Raw genomic sequence first — 25,649 nt, forward strand, 5'->3', positions numbered from 1 at the left:
TTATATTATATCAAAAAGATCTGGAAAAGACTTCCCAGATCTTGCTTGTTTATTTCCGCTTTCTTGCGATCAAGTGAATCGGGGTTCCTTCAAAAACAAAGGCCTTGCGGATTTGATTTTCCAAGAAACGCAGGTAAGAGAAGTGCATGAGTTCTTCTTCGTTGACAAAGATGACAAAGGTTGGTGGCTTGGTTGCCACTTGGGTCGCGTAGAAAATCTTGAGGCGTTTCCCTTTGTCTGTCGGTGTTGGATTGATAGCAATGGCATCCATAATGACATCGTTCAAGACAGCTGATGGGATACGTGTGTTTTGACTCTCACTGATTTGCTTGATCATCTCAGGCAGTTTGTGGAGACGTTGCTTGGTCAAAGCTGATACAAAGACAATCGGTGCATAAGGCAGGTATTGGAACTGCTCACGGATGTCTTCTTCCCAGTTCTTCATGGTATGGTTGTCTTTCTCAAGAGTATCCCACTTGTTGACCACGATGATCATTCCTTTACCGGCTTCATGGGCAAAACCTGCGATGCGTTTGTCATACTCGCGAATACCTTCTTCGGCATTGAGAACCATCAATACTACATCTGAACGGTCAATGGCACGCATAGCACGCATGACAGAGTATTTCTCCGTATTTTCGTAGACTTTACCAGACTTACGCATACCAGCTGTATCAATCATGGTAAACTCTTGTCCATCAGCATCTGTAAAATGGGTATCAATGGCATCGCGCGTTGTTCCAGCTACTGGACTAGCAATCACGCGGTCTTCTCCCAAAATGGCGTTAATCAAACTTGATTTTCCAACGTTAGGACGGCCAATCAAGCTAAATTTAATCACGTCTGGATTTTCTTCTTCGACTTCGTGTGGTAGATTTTCCACAATGGCATCCAGCACATCACCCGTACCGATACCGTGGACAGACGAAATTGGCAACGGTTCGCCCAATCCTAGCGCATAGAAATCAAAAATATCATTTCGCATTTCAGGGTTGTCAACCTTGTTAACCGCTAGGATAACAGGTTTATGGGTCTTATAAAGTTTACGAGCTACGTACTCGTCCGCATCCGTGATTCCTTCTTTCCCAGACACCACAAAGACGATGACATCTGCTTCTTCCATGGCAATTTCTGCCTGGTGCTTGATTTGCTCCATAAAGGGAGCATCGACATCGTCAATCCCTCCCGTATCAATCATACTAAAGGAACGATTGAGCCACTCACCCGTTGCATAGATACGGTCACGTGTCACACCCTCGACATCTTCTACGATTGAGATTCGCTCACCAGCGATCCGATTAAATAGGGTAGATTTCCCAACATTGGGACGTCCCACAATGGCAATAGTTGGTAAGGCCATGTTTTCTCACTTTCTACAATAACTTTTTCTGTTCCAGATTTTTCCGAGTTGAACTAGGTTCGGCTTGACCAAACTGCTCTGCTAAACGCTGACTCCAAGAGGTCGTCGCACGCGTACCAGCATAGTCCGCCTGAACTTTATCATAGTCCAAAATCGCTTCAACTGGCTGTTCTTGGTATTCTTCCTCAAATACCACTTGGTTCAAAGGTAGTCTTGGTTTGACCTCATGTTGTTGATTTGGCACGCCAAGGGCAATCCCAAAAACAGGGTAGGTATAGTCAGGCAGGTTAAAAAGCACTGCAACTTCTTCTGACTTATAACGGACCAAACCGATAATAACACCACCATATCCCAGACTCTCAGCCGCAAGCAAGGTATTTTGCCCCGCAAGCGCAGCATCCACAGACGTGATAAGGAGACCTTCCACTCCTTGAGGTTGGAAAGTGTCCGTATGAAGGCTTGCTCCCTTTTCAGCTCGGTTCAAGTCACCGACAAAGAGCAAAAAGGCAGCTGACTGGCGAATGGCTTCCTGAGGAACTAATTCATATAAGGCATCTTTCTTCTCTTGACTGCGCACAAGAATCACAGAGTAGGATTGGAAATTTTTCCAAGATGACGCCATTTGTCCAGCAGTCAAAATCTCTTCCAAGTCTGCCTGAGGAATTTCTTGCTCCTTAAAACGACGAACTGAAGTATGAGCTTTCATCAGTTTAATAGTTTCTGTCATCGGCGATTTTCTCCTTCTAGTCTTGTCTCCTCAGCCAAATAACGGATTCGCTCCATAACCCGTCTAGCTTCCCAAGTCTCATCATTTCCATTCTTTCCTTTGGCAAAATGTTTTTCCAAATCTTGGAAATTAAAGTTGGAAGTAAAGAAGGTCGGCAAATCTTCCTGCATGCGATACTGGAGAATAACTTGGAGAATCTCATCACGCACCCAAGGGGTCGACTGCTCTGCACCAATATCATCCAAGATTAGAACCTCTGCTAGCTTGATCTCATCCACCAAGGCCTTCACAGATCCTTCACCGATGGCATTTTTCACATCAATGACAAAACTGGGATAGTGGAGAATAGTTGTTGAGGCCCCACGTTTTTCAGATAGGTCATGAGCTAAGGCTGCCATCATAAAGCTCTTACCAACACCAAAATCTCCGTAAAGATAGAGACCTTTTCGGATGTTTGGGTAAAGATCAACAAAGGCATAGAGTCTCTCAAAAATCGGCAAACGACCTAGATCATCTAGGTCAATCTGAGCCAACTTCGCTTTTTTGAGACTTGCTGGTAGATTAATCAACTTGAGACGATTTTTGATTGCCGCCTCTTTTTCAGCCGCGATTAGTTCTGGTGTTTCTTCATAAGATACATCTGCATAGCCGTGATTCATGACCAAGATAGGCTTGTAGCCACGCGCTATATAGTCCGCATCCCCACGAAGAAACTTGTCCCGTTCTGTGATATATTGGTTGAACTTGGAAATGCTACGATTTAACTCCTCTGGGCTGAGAGATTCTTTCTGGATAAAAGCCGCTACATCGGGGTCCTTCATGATCTGCTGGACCAAGTCCTGGTACTGAAAACGACTTGTCTGACGTTTGATTACATCACCAACACTTTCCATCTAGTCTCCTCCTTCTTCTAATCGGGCTAACATTTCTTGTTTTTTGCGTTCTAGTTCCAGACGAGTTTCCTCACTGGTTTGATTCTTGTACTCTGGATTGCTCCACTTAGGAACATTTGTTTTAGTCGAGCTAGTTTTCGATTTCTGGTCTTCCTGACCTTTTTGCTGACGCTCTCGAATCCGAAGCACGGCTTCCTCTGCTGTCCGAATCTTGCGATAGGCATAGTCGTTTGCGACTTTCATAGCGTATTTTTCATTGACATTGGCCGAATCAACCTTGTTAAAGGTTAAAAGCAAGACGATATTGATGACTTCATCCAACAAGCCTAAAGATGCCATCTGGTGAAGGAGTCCTCGCTCACTCTGGGTGATGTTCCCCTTACGAGTCTGCTTGATTTCCGCTAAAAATTGTAGGGGAGTTTTATTTTTGGCTTCCCTGATAATGGTCATTTCTTTGGGGCTAAAGTCAGAAGAAACCTGCTTTTGCGCAATTTTTTCACGCATGCGTTTGACTGAAATAACCGGAGCCACAGCTGTCGCCTTGGCTAATTGATAGGTTTCAAACCAGGTCCATTTTTTTTCATCTGCGATGGCAAACAGTTCCAAAACATCTGCCTGCTCATTTTCAAAACGCAAACCATCTCGAGCCATCAGGCGCTGAAAATGTTCCAAATCAAAATCGTTTTTTAACTTGCTTTTAGACTCGGTTGGAGTCACTTCTTCGGTCAGATTTGGAAATACTTGGCTCAAAGGAACAGAGAGTGCTTCTCCCTCACTTGGTGCCTGTTTCATAGCAGAAACAGCTACATCACCAATCTTTTTCTCTAATAATCTACTATAGACAGAATGACTTAAAAAATCCTGACTAGTTAGGGGTGAATGAAGCTGTAATTCATAGACCTCCCCTTTCTGATAAAGGGTCAACAAATCCAAAGCAGATAAGATTTTAAAGGATTGGAGCAAGGTCGGCATGCCAAAGTTCAAATGGTTGAGAATATGGGAAAAGAGGTGTTCCTTTTGTCCACCATCCCAAAAGGTAATGGTATATAGATAGAGACTCAGCGCCTCCTGACCGATAATCGGGAGGTAGCACTGCACCAGAGAAGAGGTATCTTGCGACACCCGATTATTCTTTAGAAAAGAAAAACGGTCATTTGGCTTCATTTATTTTTCCTTTTTCTTTTTAGAGGACTGGGTGATCTGCTGGAGCAGACTCTCCAACTCACTCACATCCTTAAAACTACGGTAAACGCTGGCAAAACGAACATAGGTAATCTCATCCAGCTCCGCCAATTCTTCCATGACTAAAGATCCAATATATTCACTTTGGATCTCATTCTCACTGCGACTACGGAGTTTTTGCTCGATACGATTGACCACCATGCCGATCTCGTCACTCGAAACAGGGCGTTTCTGGGCTGAGCGGATAATCCCATTAAAGATTTTATCTCTCGAAAACTGCTCTCGCGTACCGTCTTTCTTGACGACAACCAGTGTTCTTTCTTCTACTCGTTCATAGGTTGTAAAACGATGCTGACACTCATCGCACTCACGTCTTCGACGGATGGTATTTCCTTCTTCGGCTTGTCGACTATCAACAACACTAGACTTAGTAGCCCCACATTTTGGACAACGCATGCTTCTCCTCCTTGTCGTTTTCTTTTCATTATACCATTTTTTGAGCAATTCCCAAAACAATTCTTATTTTTACTTGACAAGTTTTTTGTTTTATTGTATTATTTAATTAGAACAATAAAGAAAAAGAAAGGAGACTATGATGTCCTGGATTTTTGATAATACAAAACCCATCTATTTGCAGATTATGGAAAAAATCAAACTCGAGATTGTTTCTCATAAACTGGAACCCAACCAACAGCTCCCAACCGTGAGAGAACTGGCAAGTGAGGCTGGGGTCAATCCCAATACTATCCAACGTGCCTTGTCTGATCTTGAGCGTGAAGGCTTGGTCTACAGCAAGCGTACAACCGGACGCTTTGTGACAGAAGATCGGGACTTAATTGTCCAAACTCGCAAGCAACTATCTGAGGAGCAACTGAAAAACTTTGTAACGGGTATGCTTCAATTTGGCTATCAAAAAGAAGAACTGCCAAGTGTGCTTAGCGAATACATCAAAGGAGTGTAAAATTATGACATTACTAGCATTTGAAAATGTATCCAAATCCTATGGGGCTACAGCAGCGCTTAACAATGTTTCCCTTGAGATTCCCGCTGGAAAAATCGTCGGGCTTCTCGGTCCAAACGGATCTGGAAAAACAACCTTGATCAAGCTGATTAACGGACTTCTCCAACTAGACCAAGGACGTGTCCTCATTAACAACATGGACCCGAGTCCTGCTACCAAGGCCATTGTCTCTTATCTACCAGACACGACTTATCTGAATGAACAGATGAAAATCAAAGAAGCACTGACCTACTTTAAAACTTTCTACCAAGACTTCAATCTTGAGCGGGCTCAGCATCTTTTAGCAGATCTTGGCATTGATGAAAACAGTCGCCTCAAGAAATTGTCGAAAGGGAACAAGGAAAAGGTTCAATTAATCCTCGTTATGAGCCGTGAAGCTCGTCTCTACGTGCTCGACGAACCGATTGGTGGTGTGGATCCAGCTGCTCGTGACTATATCTTGAACACCATCATCAACAACTACTCACCAACTTCAACTGTCTTGATTTCTACCCACTTGATTTCAGATATTGAGCCAATCTTGGATGAAATCATCTTCCTCAATAACGGAAAAGTTGTCCGTCAAGGAAATGTGGATGATATTCGTTACGAGTCAGGTGAGTCGATTGACCAACTCTTCCGCCAGGAGTTCAAAGCTTAGACAAAGGAGATTATTATGTTTTGGAATTTAGTTCGCTATGAATTTAAAAATGTTAACAAATGGTATCTAGCTCTCTATGGTGCTGTGCTTGCAATTTCGGTTTTGATTGGTGCATCCATTTCTGGTATTAGTCAGACCTACACCAGCTATGGTAATGATCCCTACTATCTGTTAGGCTTTCTGATCTTAGTTTTTGGTGGCCTCAGCGTTACTCTTTGGATTGCAACAATCTTTTTAATCATTCGACGCTTCAAGGGAAGTGTCTACGATCGTCAGGGCTATCTGACATTGACTCTGCCCGTCTCTGAACACCAGATCATCACCGCCAAATTACTAGGTGCTCTCATTTGGTCAATCATAAGCTATATTGTATTTATCTTGAGTATCATTATTATCTTCTCACTCACCCCTGTAGTGAAAGATTTGCCACTCCTCTATCGATTTATCTCTCCTTATCTCGGTTACGGTTGGCTCTATGCCCTATCTCTTCTGGTGGGTTCAATTACTTGGATTTTATCTATTTACCTTTGCATCTCAATTGGTCAACTATTTAACGAATATCGTACCGCTATAGGAATTTTAGCCTATATCGTGCTTAACATCGTGATTGGCTATATTTCTATCTTCTTCCGAATGGATTATGATTTCAATCTCCTGATCAGCGCAGATATCCTCAAAGATTTCATTCTAGCAATTATCTACTACCTCGGAACCTACTATATCTTGAAAAATAAGGTTAATTTGCAATAAAAAACGCCCAGCTTACAAGAGCTGGGTTTTGCTTTAACTCAATATCAAACTGGCTACGATGGGGCTAACAAAGACATAGAGAATACCGGTGACACCAATAGCCAAGCCACCCATGGCGCCTGCTACAGAGCCGTATCGAAAGGCCGTTCCCGTTCCGACAGCATGACCTGTCCCTCCAAGAGAAAGTCCAACAGCCACTGGATCGTCAATCTTCAACCACTTCAAAAGGGTTGGCCCGATAACACTAGTCAAGATCCCAGTCGCCACTACGACAACCAAAGTCACAGTCGTCAAACCTTGCAATTTTTCTGTGATTCCCACTGCCATGGCGGTTGTCACTGACTTGGGAAAGAGAGAAATGGCTAGGAAAAAGTCCATGCCAAAGATTTTGGCCACTATGGCAGTGAAGCTAGTATTGACAACTACTGCTAGCAGACTACCAAAGAGAATACTCCGAGCATGGTGCTTCATCAGATGAAAACTTTTATAAAGCGGAATCCCTAGAGCTACGGTCGATGGGACTATTAAGTTATTCAGATAAACCCCACCTTGGTAGTAATCTTGGTAAGAAATACCCGTCACCTTAAGAAGGATGATAATGAAAATTGCCGACAAAAGCAAGGGCGTTGTCAAAGGATGGGGGAAACGCCTGTAAATCAACATTCCCACTAGATAAGCTAGTATAGATAATGCAATCCCAAACAGAGGATTGGATACAAATTCACTCATTTGGCTTCTCCTTTCTCATAATCTCCCTCAAATCGTCTCTTGATGAACTGAACCACTAGGGCGATGAGGATAATATTGATGACAGCCGCAAAAAAGACAATTAAGACGATGGGCAAGAGATAGGGGGCAATCACATCAAACTTTTCCATGATACCCACTGCTGGCGGCAAAAAGAGAATGGTCATATTGGCCAGCAAGAAATTCCCCACCATGTTGACATGTCTGGTCCTCAGCCACTTGAATTGCAGGGCTAGAAAAAGAATAATCAAGCCGATAATACTGCCTGGGATGGGCAGATGAAAGAAACTGGAGATTCCCTCACCGATTAGAGAAATCACAAAGAGAATCATTAATTGAACATATAACTTCATCTCAAACTCCTTGAAATAGAATTCTTGCATACCAGTTTACTCTTTTTTCAGGAAATTTCAAGGAAATACCGAAATTTTTCTTTCTTGCAAGGATTAGCTAAAAGTAGTATAATCATTGCATGCGCAATCATCTTGTGTTGCAAAGACAGTCAGTAATGACTTTTCTATTCTATACTTCAAAAGAAAGGAGAAAGCAATGACCTACTTAGAAAAATGGTTTGACTACAACCGCCGTCAAAAGGAAATGGAAGCCTTGTTAGAAGAAACTATCGCCCAGCAGAGTGAACAAAGGCTGAACTTAAAAGAGTTTTACCTGCTCTACTATCTGAATCTAGCGCAAGAAAAATCTCTACGGCAGATTGATTTACCAGATAAACTCCATCTCAGCCCGAGCGCTGTTTCTCGAATGGTTACTCGCTTGGAAGAGAAAAACTGCGGTTTGCTTAGTCGCCGGTGTTGCGATCAGGATAGACGGGCTAGTTTTATCTGCCTGACTGACGAGGGACAGACAACTCTAGCTTACTTGCAAAAAGCCGTCGAAGAAAGATTGGAGACGAGTCTTGATTTCATTTCATAATCAGATTTTTAAAAAAAGTTGCGTGCGCAATCATTTTTCTTGACATTCATCTTTTCAAGGAGTACAATAAAGTCAAGATCGAATAAAGGAGTTTTATATGATCGAAATTACCTATCTAGATGCCAGCAAGCAAGAGAGAACCATGACTTTCGAGTCTTATGAAGACTTTGAACGTTCTCAACAAGCCTGCCTCATCGGCGTCGCAGACTACTACACTGTCCAAAAATTAACTTACAATGGTCATGATTTGGACTACCATGGGACTTATGGAGATGTCTTCTTCTATCTCATGAAACAAAATTTAAGCCAATATAACTAAAAAGGAGAAATACAATGGCAAAAGCAATTACAGATGCAACATTTGAACAAGAAACAAAAGACGGTTTGGTCTTGGTAGACTTCTGGGCAACTTGGTGTGGTCCATGTCGTATGCAAGGTCCTATCTTGGACAAATTGTCTGAAGAACTTTCAGAAGATGTCTTGAAAATCGTTAAAATGGACGTAGATGAAAATCCAAACACAGCTCGTGCTTTTGGAATCATGTCTATCCCAACCCTTCTCTTCAAAAAAGACGGCCAAGTGGTGAAACAAGTTGCAGGTGTTCATACTGCGGAACAAATCAAAGCCATCGTTGCTGAATTGAGCTAATCACACGAGAGACCAAGTACTTTATTTGGTCTCTTTTTTTTTGCCCTTTGCCATTTTTCAAAAAATATGCTAGACTGTGTAGGTAGAATATTACGATGTTTGGGACATGCCATCGCTAAAAAAAACCTCTACTTGGTATTTTTTAGCTCCCCTCAAGGGAGCTTTTTGCGTGCTCTGAACATTTCCCACTTTAGAAGGAGTACTATGAAACGTCAATCAGCCTTGGTCGTCTTTAGTGGTGGCCAAGATTCCACAACCTGCCTCTTTTGGGCTAAAGAACACTATGAAACAGTCGAAGCTGTCACCTTTGCCTATGGCCAACGCCATCATCTCGAAATTCAAGTTGCTAGAGAAATCGCTAAAGAACAGGGTATTCGTCATCACATCTTAGATATGTCTCTACTGGGGCAAATCACTGAAAATGCCTTAACTTCTGATTTGGAGATTGAGCAAAAAGAGGGAGAGGTTCCCAATACCTTCGTTGATGGTCGCAACCACCTCTTTCTTTCCTTTGCGGCAGTTCTTGCCAAGCAACGAGGCATTAAAGACATCGTGACAGGTGTCTGCGAGACAGATTTTTCTGGCTACCCTGACTGCCGGGATGTCTTTGTCAAATCTCTCAATGTCACCCTCAACCTTGCCATGGATTATGACTTTGTTATCCAAACACCTCTCATGTGGCTAGACAAGGCTGAAACTTGGGAATTAGCCGACCAACTCGGTGCCTTTGACTATGTTCGTGAAAAGACCTTGACCTGCTACAATGGGATTATCGGAAGTGGCTGCGGGGATTGTCCAGCCTGCCATCTACGTCAGCATGGACTAGATGTTTATCTCTCACAGAAAGGAGAGGGCTAATGTTTTTTGCACCCAAAGAAATCAAGCAGGAAACTGGGGAGTCTCTTGTCTACAATCCTCACAGAACCTTGGTATCAAAAGAGTTCACCTTCGATGCTGCCCACCACCTCTTTCACTATGAGGGAAAATGCAAATCCCTGCACGGCCACACTTATCATTTGCAAATCGCTGTCAGTGGATTTTTAGATGAACGGGGCATGACCTATGACTTTGGAGACATCAAAGCTATCTACAAGGACTACTTAGAGCCCCACTTGGATCACCGCTATCTCAACGAAACTCTACCCTATATGAACACGACTGCTGAAAACATGGTTTACTGGATTTTCCAAACCATGAGTCAAGAGTTGCCAGATGAGCGCGGTCTCCGTTTGGAATACGTTCGCCTCTATGAGACTCCGACTGCCTTTGCAGAGTTTAGACGGGAGTGGTTAGATGACTAAGGAACGTGTCCTCAAACTACCTGTTCTGGAAATTTTCGGCCCAACCTTTCAAGGTGAAGGTCGTGCTATTGGACAGAAAACTATGTTTGTCCGCACTGCTGGTTGCGACTACCACTGCGACTGGTGTGACTCCGCCTTTACTTGGGATGGTTCTGAAAAACCTACTCGTATGACAGCTGACGAGGTCATTGCTGAGTTGGATAAACTGGGAAGCTACGACTACGTCACCCTATCTGGCGGAAATCCTGCTATCCTAGCAGCTAATATGGCTCAACTGGTCACTAAGCTCAAGGAACGTGGTGTCACCCTTGCTGTTGAGACCCAAGGCTCCCGCTGGCAAAATTGGTTAAAAGATATCGACCAAGTGACTCTCAGCCCCAAACCTCCTTCCTCCAAGATGAAGGTCAACTTCGAGACCTTGGACTTCATCGTTTCCCAACTGGATCCCGACAAAGTCACCTTTAAAATTCCTGTCTTTGACGATGCCGATTTGGCCTTTGCCAAAGACATTCAAGAACGCTACCAACCAGATGTTCTCTTCTTATCAGCAGGAAACCCTGAGCCCAAGGCTACAGGTAATATTGTCCAAGACCAACTGGACCGTCTCAAAGAACTTTGGGAACGCATCGCCGCTGATGATAGCTGGGGCAATGTCCGCGTCCTCCCTCAACTGCATACTCTCCTCTACGATAACCAACGTGGTGTTTAAATTAGAAAGAAAAAATCATGTCACAACAAGAAGAAATGAAAAACCTAAGCCTACTGGGCAACAAAGAAACCAACTACATTTTCGATTATCAACCAGAAGTTCTCGAATCCTTTGACAATCGTCATGTGGAAAATGATTATTTTATCAAATTCAACTGTCCTGAATTTACCTCACTGTGCCCAATCACTGCTCAGCCAGATTTTGCAACCATTTATATTTCCTACATTCCTGACAAGCTCTGTGTCGAGTCAAAATCCCTCAAGCTCTACCTCTTTAGCTACCGAAATCATGGAGATTTTCATGAAAACTGTATTAACACCATCGGGAAAGACTTGGTCAACTTGCTAGACCCTCGCTATTTAGAAGTCTGGGGAAAATTCACTCCGCGTGGTGGCATTTCAATCGACCCTTACTACAACTACGGTAAACCTGGAACCAAGTATGAAGGCTTGGCAGAACAACGCCTCTTCCAACACGACCTCTACCCAGAGAAAATTGACAACCGCTAATACTCTTCGAAATCTCTTCAAACCGCGTCAACGTCGCCTTGCCGTATATATGTTACTGACTTCGTCAGTTCTATCCACAACCTCAAAACCATGTTTTGAGCTGACTTCGTCAGTTCTATCTACAACCTCAAAGCAGTGCTTTGAGCAACCTGCGGCTAGTTTCCTAGTTTGCTTTTTGATTTTCATTGAGTATAAACACATACGAAAAAGCCCTGTCCCTCAAGATGAGGAGCAAGGCTTTTTGAGTTTCAATTATTCTTCTGTTCCAAGGAAGTTTTTCGCAACAAGTGCTGCAAGAACGCCACTAACGATTGGGGCAAGGATGAAAATCCATACTTGTTGAAGGGCTGCACCACCTACCAAGACAGCTGGTGCCAAGCTACGAGCTGGGTTTACTGAAAGGCCAGTGATGTTCAAGCCCACAAGGATCAAAGCTGTCAATGACAAACCAATCACCAAACCAGCGATTGCACCATTACCTTTGCTTGCTGATGTTACAGTCATGATAACTAGGACAAACAAGAAGGTTGCGATGACTTCAAACAAGAAGCCACCAAAGACAGTGACACCGTTTGCCAAGGCATTTTCACCAAGACTAGCAGTCGACATTCCTGAGTTAGACAAGAGGAAGAATACTGCAGCTGACGCAAGGAAAGCTCCAACTACTTGTCCAAGAATGTAGTTTACAAGCTCTGAAGATGACAAACGTTTGTTTACAAACATAGCGATTGAAACAGCCGGGTTCAAGTGAGCCCCTGAAATAGTTCCGATTGAGAAAGCTGCGACTACGATGGCCAAACCAAAAGCAAGAGCAATTCCAAGGTGTCCAAGACCTTCAACACCATTTCCAAAAACAACAGCTCCTGTTCCGATGAACACAAGCATAAATGTACCGATTAATTCAGCAACAAATTTTTTCATGATAAGTCTCCTTTTTTTCAAACTATGTATTAGTCTATCAAAAGAAGGAAAGGGTTTCAAGAAATGTGCTTGGAAAATAATGGTTTTCCTTACTATCTTTTAATTGAGGAATTAAACAGAAAAATACATTTCCTCTATAGGGCTTATCAGTCGCTTATCTCACTAGCATTTAGCAACTTGATATAATCCAGACCCCATTTCTCGACAGCATCTAAAACAACTCTGAATTCCTGCCCCATTTCGGTTAAGCTGTACTCAACTCGTGGGGGAACTTCGGCATAGACCTTTCTTTGAACAATCTTATCCTTTTCTAATTGACGGAGATGACGGGTCAAAATAGTTTGAGTAATCCCAGGCAATAATCTCTGCAATTCTTTAAATCGTTTAGTACCCGTACTCAACTGATAAATGATTACCAGTGCCCATTTCCCCGTTAAAACCCTCTGCGTTGTCGCAAATGGACAAATACCATACTCACTCACTTTATTTGGCATAAAATATCTTCTTTCTATTTTTTTAAAAATTTATCTTTTAGTATCAATAATAGTACTACTTTTGATACTAGCTATCGAAAAAGTGTCTACTTGTTTTTTTGATTTTAACTGTTACAAGTATATCATAAAAAAGAAATGGAGAATATATATGTCAACAAACTTAGAAATTTTCAATGCTTATAACCAAGCTTTAATTGCTGGTGACTTTCCTGGTGTCTTTGAAACGATGGCAGACGATATTGTCTGGCATCAACCTGGTACTCATAGTATATCTGGTACAGTTGTTGGTAAGGACAAGCTAGGAACTCACCTGGCTACATTTGCTGAGAAAACTAATGGAACCTTTAAGGTGATAACAAATTGGGTTTCTGACAATAAGGATTTAATCGCAGCTAATGTTACTTTTCTCGGAACACGTGCTGATGGTACTGAACTCAATATGAACGGGATTGACCTCTTCCGTATTGAAGACGGAAAAATCAAAGAAGTTTGGCTCTTCTCTTCAGATCAAGCTGAAGAAGATAGCTTTTGGGGATAATTTAAGAGGCCGGGACAAAAAATTTTGATTTTAGGAATTCTTTATTATAAATTTCTAAAATCGATAGATTAGAAAAAAAGCAAACAAGACAGTATTCTGAGTGTCAGATAACTCATTTTGTTCGCTTTTTTTATTTAAGGTTAGACTTTTGTCCCAGACTCTTTTAATTTACTCTCCCAACTGGGCACTGTAGGCGATAATCTGATCAACTGTGTCAGACAAGAATTGGATGGTATCACGGAGTGGCTTATCTGTTGAGATATCTGCTCCGATAATCATGGCTGACTCAAGCGGTGTCTTGCTACCACCTGATTTGAGGAGATTAAGCCAGTCTTCAGCTCCAGTTTCTGAATGTTTCAGATGAAGATAACCCGCAGTCGAAATAACTAGTCCCGCTGAGTAGGTATAGCTATACAAGCCCATGTAATAGTGAGCTTGGCGCATCCAAGTCAAGGCCGCATCGTCATCAATCTCAATAGCATCTCCCCAGAAGTCCGTCAAAACTTCCTTCATAATACTGTTGAGCTTGCTTGCCCCAAAGGTTTCTCCTTCTTCAATCAATGTATAAACCTTGCGCTGGAAGGCTGCTTCCAAGAGGTGGGTAATAAAGTTATGGAAGTAGGTATCTGTCAAGCGGTGGGCAAGAGCAAAGCGTTTTTGACGAGGGTCGTCAGACTGATGTTCCAAATAATCACTTAAAAGCAATTCATTGAAGGTTGACGGCGCTTCGACATAATAAGTAGACATGTGGGCATTAAAGTAACTCTGATGATTGTCAGAAAAGATAAATTGACCAGAATGCCCGATCTCATGAATCAAAGTATAGACATCGCTCAAACGGCCTGTCCAACTCATAAGGACATAAGGGTGCACGCGATATGGATCCGCCGCATAACCACCAGAATCCTTGCCACTATTGGCAGCGAAGTCAACCCAGCGCTCTTCTTGATAGCGAGCAACTTCCTGACAATATTCTTGTCCCAAAGGTTCTACTGACTTCATGACCAAATCATAGGCGTCGTCAATAGTCACTTCAGGATTGAGGGCGCTGTCCAAGTCTAGCTTCCAGTCTGCAAAGGTCATCTTTTCAAGACCATTGACCTTGGCAACATGCTTGAGGTATCTCTGAGCGACTGGCGCAAATTCCTGCATAATGAGGTCAATCTGACGGTCAAACATGGCACGGTCCACTTCTTGTTCAGCCAGAAGATAGTCAAAAACTGAGTCGTAGCCCTTCATATCTGCTAATAGTTTTTCAGACTTAACCTGAGCTAGATAGGCTGCGGCTGCTGTATTTTGGTGCTTACGGAGTCCTTCTGAGAAGGAACGGAAGGATTTCTCACGAATTTCAGCATCTTCATGGTTTTGGTAGAAATTCTCATAAGTCACAAAGCTGTTTTTGTAGGTCTTGCCATGAGCTTCAAAGTCAGCCATTTCGAAGTCCCCAGCACGCATCTTAGTATAGATGTCCTGTGGACTATAGAAAACTTCACCAAGATTGGTCAAGGCCTTCTCCACGTCTGCCCCAAGATAGTGGGCCTTTTTGATTTTGGCCTGACGAATAGCTGCCGTCAAATGGGGCAATTCACCCAAACGGTCCAAGACTTCCTCGTCAGCAGCTACCAAGGCATCGTCAAAGAAGGTCAAGGCTACACTGGCGTCTGTTTCAAATTCCATCCCAGCTTGGGCGATATTGGCAAAATCCTCATTGCTATAGTCTGTTGTCTGAGGCATAAAGGCATAATTGCCGATATGACTCATCTGGATATAGATTTGTTCCAATTCTGCAAAGGCCTTCTCGAAATCCTCAAAAGTGTGAAGATTGCCCTTGTAATCACGGCTAAATTGGTTAATATCTTCGCGAGCCTTCTCGATTGCTCGCAAGAAATCCTCACGGTCTTGGTATAGGGCGGTTAAATCCCAAAGTTCCTTTTCAGGAAATTCTGAACGGTGTTTTTGTTCCATTTTCTTCCTCTTATTTTATTTCTCTAATTCTAATAATACACTAATGGCTGATAAGGCATAAAGCGGGGCTGTTTCTGCTCGCAAGATGCGAGGTCCAAGCCCTGCCAAGACGGCTCCTTTAGCTTCAAAACTTTCAATTTCTACTGGTGAGAGACCACCTTCTGGACCAAAGATAAAGAGCAATTTGGCTCCCTTTTCAAGACCAGTGACTGCTTGTAAGAGCGCAGCGGTTTCTCCTTCTTTAGCTGACTCTTCATAGGCCACTACGATAGAGTCAAACTGGTCCAGCTGGGCTAGAAAATCTGCTTTTTTCTCGAAAAGTTGGATACTTGGAATCAGATTACGCTTGCTTTGCTCGGCTGCTCCAAGGGCAATTTTTTCTAGTTTTTCAACCTTTTTACCCAATTTCTTGCCATCCCACTTGGCTACTGACCAATCGGCAGGAAAGGCCCAGATTTGACTGGCACCGAGTTCCGTCACTTTTTGAGTGATGAACTCCAGCTTGTCTCCCTTGGGAAAGCCTGATGCGATGGTTACTTGAACTGGCAGTTCCACATTGTCAGCTAACTCTTGGACCAACTCAAACTGACGATTTTCCACATCCAGCACGCGCGCCAAGCGCTTGATACCATCATCAAAGACCAAGGTCACCTCATCATCTTCTTTCAAGCGCATGACCTGAAACATATGCTTGCTGGTTTCCTTGTCCTCAATAGTGACAGGAGAGACTGCACTGCCCTTGACAAAATACTGCTGCATGCTAGCCTCCAATCACACCTGAAATATCCTTGGTCTTCTTAAAGACGCAGGCATTCCATTCCCCTTGAATCATGTGGGTTTCAAGGAAAAATCCAGCTGACTCAGCTGACTCTCGCACCATGTCCCACTTGTCCTTGATAATGCCACTCATAATGAGGTAGCCCTCATCCTTGACCAAGCGATAAGCATCCTCTGTCAGATGAATGAGAATATCCGCCAAGATATTGGCCACGATGACATCTGCTTCAATCTCCACACCCTTAAGCAAATCGCCTGGGGCTACATGGATGTTTTCCATGCCAGGGTTGAGTTCAATATTTTCCTGAGCCACACAAACTGCCACATCATCTAAGTCATAGGCGAAAATCTCCTTAGCACCAAGAAGCGAGCTGGCAATGGAGAGAACTCCTGATCCAGTTCCCACATCAAGCACCGTTTCGCCACCACGAAGGACCTGCTCCAAGGCAAAGAGGCTCATCTTAGTGGTTGGATGGGTCCCAGTACCAAAAGCCATACCAGGATCCAGCTTGATAATCTTCTCTCCCGCAGTCGCCTCATAGTCTGTCCAAGACGGCACGATGGTCAAGTCATGAGTGATACGAGCTGGCTCATAGTATTTCTTCCAGTTATCTGCCCAGTCTTCCTCAGCCAAGGCAGTCGTCCCCATCTTGACCTCACCCAAATCCATAAAATCTGTCAATTCTGCTAGGCGAGCCTGCAAATCCGTCTCAACCACTGCCACATCCACCGTTTCAGGGTAGTAGGCGGTCACAACGATTTCTTCTTGTTGCTCGACCTCTGGGAAAATCTCGCCGAAGCGATCCACATTTCCCACATAGTCCATGCTGTCTTCAATCGCAACGCCTTGCGCTCCCAGCTCAATCAAGAGATTAGAAACCAACTCCTCTCCCTCACGCTTAACTGTAACTTTTAACTCTTGCCATGTTTCCATTTTATTCTCCTTAACAACCCATCATTTCTTCTAATTCTTTTAAGGTCTTACCGTTTTTATCTTTCCAGTCCATTCGTCCATTGGTATTCATTCCTATCACAAAAGCTGCTGCATAAGAAGGACTAGAGAAAAGTTGTTTCTCCTGTAAAATGCCATCTTTGATTACATTTGTATCAATTAGTTCTTTACGAAGTTTTTGTAGACTAGATGGGATTACGTTGGAATCTATCAACTCTATTTGACTACCCTCCAAAACTACAAAACCTTCCGAAGTACGTTCACAACGTGCTTCTATTACTTTATTAGATTTCTTAGATTTTCGTTTTAAGTATAAATAAGTTAACTGATCATTAGATAAGTCTTTCTCCGATATCTTTGTCATAGGAACGAACACTCGATATCCTAAGGTTCCTACAATCATCAAGGTGTTTTCAACAACCTCGTCCAACTCTGATTGCTTCTCTTCCGTTACATTCCCAGAATTTGGCTCATTCCCGTTTTTCACAGTATATCGCCCAGATTCTTTAGCTAGCTGAGTAAATTTATTTTCCAGATAGCTAATTTCTGTCGGACCAAAGGAATTATTCTGCGTCATCAAAATAATGACATCATTAAAATAATCTGCGTGATTATCACGAGTATGTTCCTGCACACGAAAAAGGATTCCCTCTCCATTCTTGCGATTCGTTGCCTGCCCGATGTAGGTAACATCCTTTTGCTTATCCTCATCACGTCCAAATAGGAAATAAATCCCACTTTGTTTCATTTCGTCACGAGATTTTAAATCAGCCAATTGAATTCGAGGAATTTTATAAATCACCCCTGTCCAATTTGACAAAGTACATTTTATTTTCCCAGTAACTTCTCCATCCATGAGAAACATATTGATATTCTTACTACGATTTGGCATTTACCTAACTTCCTCCATATAATCCCTCACTCTATCCTGCAACTGGGGCACGACCTTATCTGAGCCAAAAAATTCGTCAATGCTCATCAGTCTATAGCCCTGTCCTTCGTCACCAAAGACAATCTTGTCAAATTGTTCCTGAGCCAACTTGCCAACTAGAAAGACGGACTCCTTCCCCTCAAAAAGCATACTTGGATACACCTTACTCCAAATCAGACAATCTTTAGTCAGACGAATCCCCAGTTCTTCATAAACTTCACGCGCCACGCACTCAAAAGGACTTTCATCCCCTTCACGGCCACCACCTGGCAGTTCCCAGGTATTAGGGAATGGAATGTTTGATTTGTCATCACGTAAGATAGTTAAGAGCTTATCACCACAAAAGAGGGCAATTTTGCAACCTGTAAAATCAGAAAGTTCGATTTCCATGTTAGACTCCTTCGGCTAATGCCTTTTCCAGCTCCTCTAACCAGTTTTCATAGTAACATTGCTCATCCCGTAGCATCCGGCTGCTATTCATTTTCTGTCTAGCAGTCTTCATAGCCTTGCGAGTTTGAGCTACATCATTCTTAACTTTAAATTGATACCAGGCTTGAATCATTTGCACATCTGCCATTTTTAGAGATAAAAAGGATTTAACGCTTCGAATACTTGCATATTCTTCTGCTTTCTCATTATCCCCTTCTAGCAAGGCGATTTGAAGAAGGTATAGTTGGCAAAAAGTTTCAGACATCGAGTGTTCTGTTCTCTCTAGTAAAGATTGAAATAGCTTTTTAGCTGGCTCTAAATGACCATCCAATATAAAAACCACTCCCTGAAGAGTTTCAATACTTTCTGCAAAACTCCCTCTCGCATCCTCATCAACAGTCATGGTAAAGTCTTTCAAATCATATTTTTGAGGAGCCAGCAAAGTTTGAGCAGAATGCCTCAACACCAGGTAGGCGTATTTCGTATTTTCAGGGTGTTTTCGCAATTCCCAGATTTTTGCTCCATCGGTGATGCCGACTGGTAAAGCGTTGTTTAGGAAGAAAGATAAATTCAGAAAAATCCAAGTACCAGCAAAATACCAGCTTCTTGTCAAAAATCCAAACAATATCGCCAATAAGATCAAGCTAAGATGAACCATCAAGCCTCCTGAAAGCATCAGAATGATTCTTTGATCACTTTCATCTTCTTTCAATCCAATATACTGAGCACCAACATTTTTCAGAACGACTGTTCGACTAAGATGAAACCTACCTGACTTTTTGGTCAAAAGAAAATGTCCTAATCCAAAAGCCACCAGCCGATAGCCTGTCAAGTAGCCACAAAAAGCATGACCCAGCTCATGAAGAATAAAGATTAAATACATGCTTAAAAGAGCGAAGGAATAACCAAAAGTGAATGCTAAAACTGCGGAATACCCCAACTCTGCAAATGCGATAGTGCCACAAGCAAAAGCTAGCATAATAAAGACAAAAGCTAGCACATAGATCAAATAAATCCCAATTTTCTTCATAAAATCTCCAACCAACTCCTAGTATCTCGGATAAGGGTAAAACTCCCCTTCTTCCAAGCCAACTTTTCCTTCTTCAAAGACTTCTTGGTTCCATTCCATGACGAATTCTTCTGCTTCTGGGTCTTCCAAAAAGTCCATGAGGGCATCTAGTCCAACCTCGGCAGTATCTTTGAGGAATAGCGCAAAATAAGCTAAGAATTCGCGGGAAAATCCTTTTTTAGGCAAGTAAGGGATGACAGTCAAATAGTCTTCCTCATTGACTGTTGATTTAGCAGGATTGTAAAAAAGCACTGCTTCTTCAAAGAGGATATCTTCTGATGAAACCTCTCCGTCTTCATCCACCATCTCCACGCCTGCAGCATTTTGCGCTTCTAACAAAAAACTCACTTCAACCGCGTGGTTGCGCTTATCCCAACTAATCTCAAAGTCAAAAGGAAAATTCTTCTCCAACTCTTCCTCTAAAACATCTAAAAATCCGTATGTTGCCATTTTGTCCTCTTTCTATGCGACTCTTTAATCGCCCCGATTGCTCGGAAATATGCTAAAATAGATACTACCATCTTACCACATATACATCAGAAAATCTACGTTAGAAAGGACTGCTATGCCAGACAATCTCGCGCTTCGCATGCGCCCTAAAACCATCGACCAGGTCATCGGTCAGGAACATCTGGTCGGACAAGGAAAAATCATCCGCCGCATGGTAGAAGCCAACCGCCTGTCCTCCATGATTCTCTATGGCCCTCCGGGAATCGGCAAGACCAGTATTGCCTCTGCCATCGCAGGGACTACTAAGTATGCCTTTCGAACTTTCAATGCGACAGTTGATAGTAAAAAACGACTGCAAGAAATTGCGGAAGAGGCTAAATTCTCTGGTGGTCTCGTCCTATTACTAGACGAGATTCATAGACTAGATAAAACCAAGCAAGACTTCCTCTTACCTCTCTTGGAAAGTGGTCTGGTCATCATGATTGGCGCTACGACTGAAAATCCTTTCTTCTCTGTCACTCCTGCCATTCGTAGCCGTGTTCAAATTTTTGAGTTGGAACCTCTGTCTAACCAAGACGTCAAAGAGGCCCTGCAGATAGCTCTAAGTAACCCTGAGCGTGGTTTTGATTTTCCAGTAGAACTAGATGAGGATGCGCTGGATTTCATTGCTACCTCTACAAACGGAGACCTTCGCTCTGCCTTCAACTCACTTGACTTGGCCGTTCTTTCTACTCCCGAAAATGACAAGGGCATCCGCCATATCACTCTAGACATCATGGAAAATAGCCTGCAGCGGAGCTACATTACCATGGATAAGGATGGAGACGGACACTACGATGTCCTCTCAGCCCTGCAAAAGTCCATCCGTGGTTCTGATGTGGATGCTAGTCTCCACTATGCTGCCCGCTTGATTGAAGCTGGTGATTTGCCTAGTCTCGCTCGTCGTTTGACTGTTATCGCTTATGAAGATATCGGTTTGGCCAATCCTGAAGCCCAGATTCACACCGTGACTGCTCTGGGTGCTGCACAAAGGATTGGTTTCCCAGAAGCCCGCATTCTCATTGCCAATGTCGTCATTGATTTGGCCCTTTCTCCAAAATCCAACTCAGCATACGTGGCTATGGACAAGGCACTTGCTGACCTCAAAACATCAGGGCACTTGCCTATTCCGCGACACCTGCGTGATGGGCACTACAGTGGAAGCAAGGAACTGGGGAATGCCCAAGACTATCTCTATCCACACAACTATCCTGGAAATTGGGTCAAGCAAGACTATCTGCCAGAAAAAATTCGCAATCATCACTATTTCCAAGCAGAAGATACTGGTAAATATGAACGGGCTTTGGCTCAAAGAAAGGAAGCCATCGACCGTTTACGAAAAATCTGAAATCCTTTTCAAAAAATTGCACTTACCTCTTGATTTTTTTTGAAAAAGTGGTATCATATAAACATAGAAACGCTGTGGTGTACGACTTCACACTTAAGTGTTGACCGACTATTTTTTGTATTATTAGGGAAACAAAAGTCTTCTAACAGCATGTAGGCCGTCTCACACGGAAACAGCTTCAGTTAGAGCGAGTTGCCCACCTGCTTAATTGCGCGGGTTCAATACAAACCGTGAAGTTTCGGCACCAATACAGCTTTTTTCTTTGCCTCCTTAGCTCAGCTGGCAGAGCAGCGGACTCTTAATCCGTGGGTCACAGGTTCGATCCCTGTAGGGGGCATCTAAATACAACAGGAAAAGCCTTGATAACCAAGGGTTTTTTGCTTATCTATAACTGATTTGCCTCATCATTTGCCCCACTTTTAAATCTATCTTTTCTTTTTGAACCAAATTACATCTTAACAAATAGTGTAAAGCCAGTTACTTTTGCTTTGATTCCATACAATATTTTCATGTAGAGAAGACAAATTTTATCTTCTCTTTTTATTTTCAAAATAATAAAAACTGATTTTCTTTTCATAAATCAGACTGAAACTTCCAAATTTTCCATTTTGTTTATTGACATTTCCTCTAAAAAGGTGTATAATATTTTTATTATCAAACTATACTATACTATATAGGGGGTATTGAAATGAAATTTTCTAATCGTTTACTGCTATTCCTTGCAGGAGTTGTTTTTGTCCTTTTAGGACTTTTCCTATTTACAAACCCAGTAGCTAATCTTGTTGCTTACAGCTGGTGGATTGCATTTGGTTTACTGGTTTCTTCTATAGCAGCTATTTTAGGCTATTTCTCTGTACCAAAAGAGCTTCGCTCACCAGCTCATCTTTTCCAAGGGATTGTTAATCTTCTCTTAGCTCTTTACCTCGTTGCCTATGGCTTTGTGACGCTGCCAGTTGTCATTCCAACTATTTTAGGAATTTGGTTAATTGTAGAAGCCATTATAGTTTTCTTTAAAGGCAATCGTTTGGGATTGATTTTCCCTATTATTGGCAACCATATCATGTGGATAGCGTTGCTTGCATTTTTACTAGGTCTAGTGATTTTGTTCAATCCAGTAGCTACAAGTGTCTTTGTCGTTTATGTCGTTGCCTTTGCATTTTTAATTGTTGGTTTCACCTATATCCTTGATGCCTTTCGTAAATAATCTAGCTGCCATTTTGGGCATATTAAAATAGCTGGGAAGTTACATTCTCAGCTTTTTCTGTTGCCTCCTTAGCTCAGTTGGTAGAGCAGTAGACTCTTAAGCTATGGGGCGCAGGTTCGAGCCCTGCAGGGGGCACATCTAAATCAACAGAAATAAGCCTTGAAACCAAGGCTTTTTTTAACGTCTAATAGCTTTTTGTAGAAAAGTATTTAAAAATAAAAGAGAAGAGAATCTCTCACTCTCTTCTCAGTATATCTTATTAAATTTAGTTTTTCTTAATCTACCTGATTTTCCTTTGCAACGACAAATTCTTTAACCAGTCGATAGATAACAGCAAATACGGGGGTAAAGAATATCATTCCAAGTAGTCCGAAAAGATTCCCTCCAATACTAGCAGCCGCAAGCGTGAAAATAGCTGGCAAACCAATAGACTGACCTACAACTCTAGGATAAATAAGGTTTCCTTCAATCAGCTGTATAACTTGATATAGAAGAAGAGAAAGTAAGGCTTGAGTAGGACTCACTGTGAAGATAAAAATCGCTCCCACAACACAAGCAATCATAGGCCCTACATAAGGAATGAACGATAGCACTCCTGCAAAGATACCTGTCATTACTCCATAGGGTATCCCAAACACGCTGTAACCAACCGCTATCATAACTCCTATGATAACTGCTTCAATCAGCTGACTCATCAAAAATTGGTCATAAGTCTCTAGTGCTACTTGTCCAATGTAAGTCAACTTTATCACCACCTTCTCTGGAAGAAAAACTTTTAGAAGTCGACTCGTCATCGCTGCCAAATGTTCCTTACTGGATAAAAATAAAAAGGTGAAGACTATAATCAAAAAGGCATTCATCAAACTTGAAAAAATATTGCCGATATTACTAGTCAGACCTGATAAAAAACCTATCAAAGCTTGGCTAATAGAACTAGATTGTCCCTGTATGCCTGATACGATAGTTGACAACATGTCTTTGGTTACAAATTCCGAGCTGCCTAGCAATTTCCCAAGTTGAGTAAGGACTGTTGAAAGGACTGTTCCCAGCTGACTAATAGTCTGGGCTAGGGTTGGCAGCACCAAAACCAAAAGAGCAATCACGATTAAGATAAGAGCTAGGAAAACAAGTACCATGGCAATCGGACGACGCAACTCTGCCTTTACCTTCAATTTAACTAAGTACTGTTCAATTTTTTTCATAGGAACATTAAGCACAAAAGCAATAACAGCACCATAAATCAAGGTTGATATTACATCAAAGAGAGAGATTGCTCCTGATATAAAGCTCGATGCATTCAGAATTACAAGAGCAACCAGCCCTATAAAAAGTATTAACGGGGTGTATTTTTTTACTAAATTCATAAATTTTCCTTAATAAACATGTTTAGATACGACTATACTATTTGGTTTTTCAAACTCTCGATTAAGGTAGGCTTGGTAAGTTCCTGGAGCGATAAATCCTTTGGGTGAGAGGATATCGGTGCCAGCCTGACCGACTATGGTATCAGCCAAGAGCACACAGTTTGTAGATAAGACAAAGTAGGATTTAAACTTAGATTTGATAAATTTATAAAGTTCCCCATCTGTCTCATGTCTGATTTTATAAGCGTAGGTGTAGTCTTCCTTACCATCACCTGTCATGATTTTATCTGCACTTGGCTCCCATGGAATCGTCAGTTGTTTCAATTCAGCCAACTTTTTCTGAACTGCTTTTTCCATTTCAGGCGTCAAATCTATCCCATAACCAAAAAGCGTTTTTTGACTCTCACGTTTACATAGGTCAATGTACTTGTCACGATCACAGAAATATAAGACACCATCTCCTACCATGCCAAATAAGGTCTCAGATGACGGATCATAGTTGCCATAAGAAATAACACGGCCCTGATAGCAGATATCCACATGACCAATAGCTGAAAACAGGGAGGTCTCAGCTGTATGAACAAAAATTTCTAGCTCTGCTGTCTTACCAGACTTCACTATTCCAAGATGGATATCTTCTTCCTCATCAGCATTTTCCAGCATAAATTTGTTAATTTTTGCTAAAGTTCTTGCAGGGATGAGAGCGGCTAGGACAATAGGTAAGCTCATTCTTACACGACGTTTGAGATGGTTTTTCCCAATTTCCCCTTCAAATAAGAAACCGTCACGGATATTGGACAGACCATAAAGGAAAAAATAAGCCCCTAAAACAAAGAGTTGAAAGACAGAATTTCCCGTAGAGGACAAAAGACTAGTCCCACCAAGAAAAACTAGTACGAGTCCATCTAGTAAGAGACGAAAACGAGGTCGAATTTTGTTTTTGCGGTAGAGAACATAGGTGACAAGGTTAATACTAGCATGAAAAATCTGATAAACTCCAATCACAAGAGCCAAAATATAAATCGGCACATCCGTCGCAAGATTGGAGCCAAGCAAATATCCCAGCACTAACAATTTAACCAGTGCAACTCCCAAGGTGTCCGTTGACTGACTTTTTTTGAAAATACGTAATACTAAATCTAAGACCGTTGCTATCCAAGCTAAAAACAGAACCAGTCGAATAACCTTTACTGGCAACCAAGTCCCCGTGACCATCAAGATGAGACCTAGCAGAACAAACAAGAACCCCTGAGCAAGTAATTTCTTACCTGTCAGACCTAAAGATAGAATTTTCGCCATATAAAAACCTTTCAACAATAAAAATTAAACACTCCGATTAAACTGACTAGTAAATAGCCAACACTACAAACAGCCTGTGCCAGCAACATATGGTGACTAGAAATGACTGTAGTAATGTCACCATCTTGTCTTATGCACTTCTAAAATTTGTTATATTGATTAGAAACCAGAGCTTATAAAAACTAGCTAAACTCGAGAGATAGACACAATTGCGACGAAAAAATGTATAACCAATTCAACTTGTTAAGGTAAGAAAGCATTATTTCCAATCTATTAATTATTCATCTATTACCTATTATGACACAATATTCCCTATAGTTCAACTTTTTACTTATTTTTATATTACACGGACTAAAAAGTTTTCAACAGTTGATTGCATTTGTTTTAATAAGTTTTAACCTTTCTTGGTTAGATAAAAAAAGAACCATACAGTTTAGAATCTGTATGGTTTT

31 protein-coding genes and 2 tRNA genes are annotated in these 25,649 nt (G+C 42.0%); 15 read left to right on the forward strand and 18 right to left on the reverse strand.

Translation table 11 applies throughout. The features are described 5' to 3' along the window. Positions 1 to 49 precede the first annotated feature (49 nt). From der to nrdR, 5 genes are read right to left on the reverse strand one after another with little or no spacing between them, the layout of a single operon-like run. Positions 50 to 1,360 carry a ribosome biogenesis GTPase Der gene (der, locus tag D8804_RS06715; RefSeq protein ID WP_009730455.1) on the reverse strand — a complete coding sequence of 437 codons (1,311 nt, stop codon included), beginning with the start codon at positions 1,358 to 1,360 and terminating at the stop codon, positions 50 to 52. Positions 1,361 to 1,373: 13 nt separating this feature from the next. After that, positions 1,374 to 2,087 carry an NADPH-dependent oxidoreductase gene (locus D8804_RS06720; protein WP_125399248.1) on the reverse strand — a complete coding sequence of 238 codons (714 nt, stop codon included), beginning with the start codon at positions 2,085 to 2,087 and terminating at the stop codon, positions 1,374 to 1,376. Next, the gene (gene dnaI / locus D8804_RS06725) at positions 2,084 to 2,980 is read right to left on the reverse strand and encodes a primosomal protein DnaI (protein WP_125399249.1); all 897 of its coding nucleotides are present in this window, start codon (positions 2,978 to 2,980) and stop codon (positions 2,084 to 2,086) included. Before dnaI ends, D8804_RS06720 begins: the two co-directional genes overlap by 4 nt. Next, positions 2,981 to 4,144 carry a replication initiation and membrane attachment family protein gene (locus D8804_RS06730; protein ID WP_125399250.1) on the reverse strand — a complete coding sequence of 388 codons (1,164 nt, stop codon included), beginning with the start codon at positions 4,142 to 4,144 and terminating at the stop codon, positions 2,981 to 2,983. It lies immediately after the preceding gene. Continuing rightward, positions 4,145 to 4,618 (reverse strand): transcriptional regulator NrdR, encoded by a 474-nt coding sequence (gene nrdR, locus D8804_RS06735; protein ID WP_001203676.1) that lies wholly within the window; start codon positions 4,616 to 4,618, stop codon positions 4,145 to 4,147. Positions 4,619 to 4,757: 139 nt separating this feature from the next. On the opposite strand from nrdR, the gene D8804_RS06740 reads away from it, so the two are divergent. Genes D8804_RS06740 through D8804_RS06750 form a run of 3 tightly spaced genes read left to right on the forward strand, consistent with a single transcriptional unit; the run spans position 4,758 to position 6,573 of the window. Next, positions 4,758 to 5,123 carry a GntR family transcriptional regulator gene (locus tag D8804_RS06740; RefSeq protein WP_125399251.1) on the forward strand — a complete coding sequence of 122 codons (366 nt, stop codon included), beginning with the start codon at positions 4,758 to 4,760 and terminating at the stop codon, positions 5,121 to 5,123. A gap of 4 nt (positions 5,124 to 5,127) precedes the next feature. Continuing rightward, a complete protein-coding gene (locus tag D8804_RS06745) occupies positions 5,128 to 5,823 on the forward strand; it encodes an ABC transporter ATP-binding protein (RefSeq protein WP_125399252.1) in 696 nt (231 codons plus the stop codon). Positions 5,824 to 5,838: 15 nt separating this feature from the next. Beyond that, complete coding sequence (locus tag D8804_RS06750) at positions 5,839 to 6,573, forward strand: hypothetical protein (RefSeq protein WP_125399253.1); 735 nt, start codon at positions 5,839 to 5,841, stop codon at positions 6,571 to 6,573. Positions 6,574 to 6,606: 33 nt separating this feature from the next. Here the strand turns inward: D8804_RS06750 and D8804_RS06755 are convergent, their stop codons facing one another. Beyond that, positions 6,607 to 7,302 (reverse strand): LrgB family protein, encoded by a 696-nt coding sequence (locus D8804_RS06755; RefSeq protein ID WP_093586588.1) that lies wholly within the window; start codon positions 7,300 to 7,302, stop codon positions 6,607 to 6,609. Beyond that, positions 7,299 to 7,673: a CidA/LrgA family protein gene (locus tag D8804_RS06760; protein ID WP_061452895.1), complete on the reverse strand. Its 375-nt coding sequence runs from the start codon at positions 7,671 to 7,673 to the stop codon at positions 7,299 to 7,301. Before D8804_RS06760 ends, D8804_RS06755 begins: the two co-directional genes overlap by 4 nt. Before the next feature lie 196 nt (positions 7,674 to 7,869). On the opposite strand from D8804_RS06760, the gene D8804_RS06765 reads away from it, so the two are divergent. The 7 genes from D8804_RS06765 to queF all read left to right on the forward strand — a co-directional run bounded on the left by D8804_RS06765 (position 7,870) and on the right by queF (position 11,417). Beyond that, on the forward strand, positions 7,870 to 8,250 hold the full coding sequence (locus D8804_RS06765) for a MarR family winged helix-turn-helix transcriptional regulator (protein WP_125399254.1): 381 nt from the start codon (positions 7,870 to 7,872) through the stop codon (positions 8,248 to 8,250). 97 nt (positions 8,251 to 8,347) lie between these two features. Further along, on the forward strand, positions 8,348 to 8,569 hold the full coding sequence (locus D8804_RS06770; RefSeq protein ID WP_125399255.1) for a DUF4649 family protein: 222 nt from the start codon (positions 8,348 to 8,350) through the stop codon (positions 8,567 to 8,569). Between the two features lie 14 nt (positions 8,570 to 8,583). After that, a complete protein-coding gene (gene trxA / locus D8804_RS06775; RefSeq protein WP_001029581.1) occupies positions 8,584 to 8,898 on the forward strand; it encodes a thioredoxin in 315 nt (104 codons plus the stop codon). A 204-nt stretch (positions 8,899 to 9,102) separates the two neighbouring features. Continuing rightward, the gene (gene queC, locus D8804_RS06780) at positions 9,103 to 9,756 is read left to right on the forward strand and encodes a 7-cyano-7-deazaguanine synthase QueC (RefSeq protein ID WP_049478689.1); all 654 of its coding nucleotides are present in this window, start codon (positions 9,103 to 9,105) and stop codon (positions 9,754 to 9,756) included. Continuing rightward, the gene (queD, locus tag D8804_RS06785; RefSeq protein WP_060955238.1) at positions 9,756 to 10,199 is read left to right on the forward strand and encodes a 6-carboxytetrahydropterin synthase QueD; all 444 of its coding nucleotides are present in this window, start codon (positions 9,756 to 9,758) and stop codon (positions 10,197 to 10,199) included. Before queC ends, queD begins: the two co-directional genes overlap by 1 nt. Continuing rightward, a complete protein-coding gene (gene queE, locus D8804_RS06790; protein ID WP_125399256.1) occupies positions 10,192 to 10,908 on the forward strand; it encodes a 7-carboxy-7-deazaguanine synthase QueE in 717 nt (238 codons plus the stop codon). The genes queD and queE overlap by 8 nt, the downstream gene beginning before the upstream one ends. 17 nt (positions 10,909 to 10,925) lie before the next feature. Next, a complete protein-coding gene (queF, locus tag D8804_RS06795) occupies positions 10,926 to 11,417 on the forward strand; it encodes a preQ(1) synthase (RefSeq protein ID WP_000082579.1) in 492 nt (163 codons plus the stop codon). Positions 11,418 to 11,669: 252 nt separating this feature from the next. Here queF and D8804_RS06800 read toward each other — a convergent pair whose 3' ends face one another. Both D8804_RS06800 and D8804_RS06805 read right to left on the reverse strand, forming a co-directional pair. Further along, positions 11,670 to 12,338: an MIP/aquaporin family protein gene (locus D8804_RS06800; RefSeq protein ID WP_125399257.1), complete on the reverse strand. Its 669-nt coding sequence runs from the start codon at positions 12,336 to 12,338 to the stop codon at positions 11,670 to 11,672. Positions 12,339 to 12,484: 146 nt separating this feature from the next. Beyond that, positions 12,485 to 12,832 carry a winged helix-turn-helix transcriptional regulator gene (locus tag D8804_RS06805; protein WP_125399258.1) on the reverse strand — a complete coding sequence of 116 codons (348 nt, stop codon included), beginning with the start codon at positions 12,830 to 12,832 and terminating at the stop codon, positions 12,485 to 12,487. 148 nt (positions 12,833 to 12,980) lie between these two features. Here D8804_RS06805 and D8804_RS06810 point away from each other — a divergent pair, with 148 nt between their 5' ends. After that, positions 12,981 to 13,370 carry a nuclear transport factor 2 family protein gene (locus D8804_RS06810; protein WP_049530023.1) on the forward strand — a complete coding sequence of 130 codons (390 nt, stop codon included), beginning with the start codon at positions 12,981 to 12,983 and terminating at the stop codon, positions 13,368 to 13,370. A 168-nt stretch (positions 13,371 to 13,538) separates the two neighbouring features. On the opposite strand, the gene pepF is transcribed toward D8804_RS06810, so the two are convergent. Genes pepF through D8804_RS06845 form a run of 7 tightly spaced genes read right to left on the reverse strand, consistent with a single transcriptional unit; the run spans position 13,539 to position 19,943 of the window. After that, complete coding sequence (gene pepF, locus D8804_RS06815) at positions 13,539 to 15,335, reverse strand: oligoendopeptidase F (protein WP_125399259.1); 1,797 nt, start codon at positions 15,333 to 15,335, stop codon at positions 13,539 to 13,541. A 15-nt stretch (positions 15,336 to 15,350) separates the two neighbouring features. Then, positions 15,351 to 16,094: a 16S rRNA (uracil(1498)-N(3))-methyltransferase gene (locus D8804_RS06820; RefSeq protein ID WP_125399260.1), complete on the reverse strand. Its 744-nt coding sequence runs from the start codon at positions 16,092 to 16,094 to the stop codon at positions 15,351 to 15,353. Position 16,095: 1 nt separating this feature from the next. Further along, positions 16,096 to 17,046 carry a 50S ribosomal protein L11 methyltransferase gene (gene prmA / locus D8804_RS06825; RefSeq protein WP_125399261.1) on the reverse strand — a complete coding sequence of 317 codons (951 nt, stop codon included), beginning with the start codon at positions 17,044 to 17,046 and terminating at the stop codon, positions 16,096 to 16,098. Positions 17,047 to 17,056: 10 nt separating this feature from the next. Further along, on the reverse strand, positions 17,057 to 17,956 hold the full coding sequence (locus D8804_RS06830; protein ID WP_125399262.1) for a GIY-YIG nuclease family protein: 900 nt from the start codon (positions 17,954 to 17,956) through the stop codon (positions 17,057 to 17,059). Beyond that, a complete protein-coding gene (locus tag D8804_RS06835) occupies positions 17,957 to 18,385 on the reverse strand; it encodes an NUDIX hydrolase (protein WP_125399263.1) in 429 nt (142 codons plus the stop codon). It abuts the gene before it with no gap. Position 18,386: 1 nt separating this feature from the next. Beyond that, positions 18,387 to 19,454: a site-2 protease family protein gene (locus tag D8804_RS06840; RefSeq protein ID WP_185774046.1), complete on the reverse strand. Its 1,068-nt coding sequence runs from the start codon at positions 19,452 to 19,454 to the stop codon at positions 18,387 to 18,389. An 18-nt stretch (positions 19,455 to 19,472) separates the two neighbouring features. After that, positions 19,473 to 19,943 carry a DUF3013 family protein gene (locus tag D8804_RS06845; protein WP_000257127.1) on the reverse strand — a complete coding sequence of 157 codons (471 nt, stop codon included), beginning with the start codon at positions 19,941 to 19,943 and terminating at the stop codon, positions 19,473 to 19,475. Between the two features lie 115 nt (positions 19,944 to 20,058). Here D8804_RS06845 and D8804_RS06850 point away from each other — a divergent pair, with 115 nt between their 5' ends. The 4 genes from D8804_RS06850 to D8804_RS06865 all read left to right on the forward strand — a co-directional run bounded on the left by D8804_RS06850 (position 20,059) and on the right by D8804_RS06865 (position 22,669). Continuing rightward, positions 20,059 to 21,330: a replication-associated recombination protein A gene (locus D8804_RS06850; RefSeq protein ID WP_049499286.1), complete on the forward strand. Its 1,272-nt coding sequence runs from the start codon at positions 20,059 to 20,061 to the stop codon at positions 21,328 to 21,330. A 264-nt stretch (positions 21,331 to 21,594) separates the two neighbouring features. Then, a tRNA-Lys gene (locus tag D8804_RS06855) sits at positions 21,595 to 21,667 on the forward strand. Between the two features lie 351 nt (positions 21,668 to 22,018). Beyond that, positions 22,019 to 22,534, forward strand: a complete 516-nt coding sequence (locus D8804_RS06860) for a DUF308 domain-containing protein (RefSeq protein ID WP_000672740.1) — start codon at positions 22,019 to 22,021, stop codon at positions 22,532 to 22,534. A gap of 62 nt (positions 22,535 to 22,596) precedes the next feature. Continuing rightward, positions 22,597 to 22,669, forward strand: a tRNA-Lys gene (locus D8804_RS06865). A 140-nt stretch (positions 22,670 to 22,809) separates the two neighbouring features. Here D8804_RS06865 and D8804_RS06870 read toward each other — a convergent pair. Further along, complete coding sequence (locus D8804_RS06870) at positions 22,810 to 23,898, reverse strand: AI-2E family transporter (RefSeq protein WP_004193676.1); 1,089 nt, start codon at positions 23,896 to 23,898, stop codon at positions 22,810 to 22,812. A gap of 9 nt (positions 23,899 to 23,907) precedes the next feature. Further along, entirely contained in the window at positions 23,908 to 25,197 is a 1,290-nt protein-coding gene (locus D8804_RS06875) for a DUF308 domain-containing protein (RefSeq protein WP_125399265.1), read from the reverse strand. Between the last annotated feature and the right edge of the window lie 452 nt (positions 25,198 to 25,649).

Origin of the sequence: Streptococcus oralis, from assembly GCF_003944215.1 — a bacterium.
Classification (GTDB): domain Bacteria; phylum Bacillota; class Bacilli; order Lactobacillales; family Streptococcaceae; genus Streptococcus; species Streptococcus oralis_BI.

Coding starts and splice junctions, on each gene's coding strand:
- D8804_RS06740 (WP_125399251.1), top strand. CDS start 4,758: ATGTCCTGGATTTTTGATAATACAAAACCCATCTATTTGCAGATTATG.
- D8804_RS06745 (WP_125399252.1), top strand. CDS start 5,128: ATGACATTACTAGCATTTGAAAATGTATCCAAATCCTATGGGGCTACA.
- D8804_RS06830 (WP_125399262.1), bottom strand. CDS start 17,956: ATGCCAAATCGTAGTAAGAATATCAATATGTTTCTCATGGATGGAGAA.
- D8804_RS06875 (WP_125399265.1), bottom strand. CDS start 25,197: ATGGCGAAAATTCTATCTTTAGGTCTGACAGGTAAGAAATTACTTGCT.
- D8804_RS06820 (WP_125399260.1), bottom strand. CDS start 16,094: ATGCAGCAGTATTTTGTCAAGGGCAGTGCAGTCTCTCCTGTCACTATT.
- dnaI (WP_125399249.1), bottom strand. CDS start 2,980: ATGGAAAGTGTTGGTGATGTAATCAAACGTCAGACAAGTCGTTTTCAG.
- D8804_RS06835 (WP_125399263.1), bottom strand. CDS start 18,385: ATGGAAATCGAACTTTCTGATTTTACAGGTTGCAAAATTGCCCTCTTT.
- D8804_RS06750 (WP_125399253.1), top strand. CDS start 5,839: ATGTTTTGGAATTTAGTTCGCTATGAATTTAAAAATGTTAACAAATGG.
- D8804_RS06760 (WP_061452895.1), bottom strand. CDS start 7,673: ATGAAGTTATATGTTCAATTAATGATTCTCTTTGTGATTTCTCTAATC.
- trxA (WP_001029581.1), top strand. CDS start 8,584: ATGGCAAAAGCAATTACAGATGCAACATTTGAACAAGAAACAAAAGAC.
- D8804_RS06765 (WP_125399254.1), top strand. CDS start 7,870: ATGACCTACTTAGAAAAATGGTTTGACTACAACCGCCGTCAAAAGGAA.
- queF (WP_000082579.1), top strand. CDS start 10,926: ATGTCACAACAAGAAGAAATGAAAAACCTAAGCCTACTGGGCAACAAA.
- queC (WP_049478689.1), top strand. CDS start 9,103: ATGAAACGTCAATCAGCCTTGGTCGTCTTTAGTGGTGGCCAAGATTCC.
- D8804_RS06800 (WP_125399257.1), bottom strand. CDS start 12,338: ATGAAAAAATTTGTTGCTGAATTAATCGGTACATTTATGCTTGTGTTC.
- D8804_RS06730 (WP_125399250.1), bottom strand. CDS start 4,144: ATGAAGCCAAATGACCGTTTTTCTTTTCTAAAGAATAATCGGGTGTCG.
- D8804_RS06845 (WP_000257127.1), bottom strand. CDS start 19,943: ATGGCAACATACGGATTTTTAGATGTTTTAGAGGAAGAGTTGGAGAAG.
- D8804_RS06805 (WP_125399258.1), bottom strand. CDS start 12,832: ATGCCAAATAAAGTGAGTGAGTATGGTATTTGTCCATTTGCGACAACG.
- nrdR (WP_001203676.1), bottom strand. CDS start 4,618: ATGCGTTGTCCAAAATGTGGGGCTACTAAGTCTAGTGTTGTTGATAGT.
- D8804_RS06870 (WP_004193676.1), bottom strand. CDS start 23,898: ATGAATTTAGTAAAAAAATACACCCCGTTAATACTTTTTATAGGGCTG.
- D8804_RS06860 (WP_000672740.1), top strand. CDS start 22,019: ATGAAATTTTCTAATCGTTTACTGCTATTCCTTGCAGGAGTTGTTTTT.
- pepF (WP_125399259.1), bottom strand. CDS start 15,335: ATGGAACAAAAACACCGTTCAGAATTTCCTGAAAAGGAACTTTGGGAT.
- D8804_RS06850 (WP_049499286.1), top strand. CDS start 20,059: ATGCCAGACAATCTCGCGCTTCGCATGCGCCCTAAAACCATCGACCAG.
- der (WP_009730455.1), bottom strand. CDS start 1,360: ATGGCCTTACCAACTATTGCCATTGTGGGACGTCCCAATGTTGGGAAA.
- D8804_RS06770 (WP_125399255.1), top strand. CDS start 8,348: ATGATCGAAATTACCTATCTAGATGCCAGCAAGCAAGAGAGAACCATG.
- D8804_RS06810 (WP_049530023.1), top strand. CDS start 12,981: ATGTCAACAAACTTAGAAATTTTCAATGCTTATAACCAAGCTTTAATT.
- D8804_RS06840 (WP_185774046.1), bottom strand. CDS start 19,454: ATGAAGAAAATTGGGATTTATTTGATCTATGTGCTAGCTTTTGTCTTT.
- queE (WP_125399256.1), top strand. CDS start 10,192: ATGACTAAGGAACGTGTCCTCAAACTACCTGTTCTGGAAATTTTCGGC.
- prmA (WP_125399261.1), bottom strand. CDS start 17,046: ATGGAAACATGGCAAGAGTTAAAAGTTACAGTTAAGCGTGAGGGAGAG.
- D8804_RS06755 (WP_093586588.1), bottom strand. CDS start 7,302: ATGAGTGAATTTGTATCCAATCCTCTGTTTGGGATTGCATTATCTATA.
- queD (WP_060955238.1), top strand. CDS start 9,756: ATGTTTTTTGCACCCAAAGAAATCAAGCAGGAAACTGGGGAGTCTCTT.
- D8804_RS06720 (WP_125399248.1), bottom strand. CDS start 2,087: ATGACAGAAACTATTAAACTGATGAAAGCTCATACTTCAGTTCGTCGT.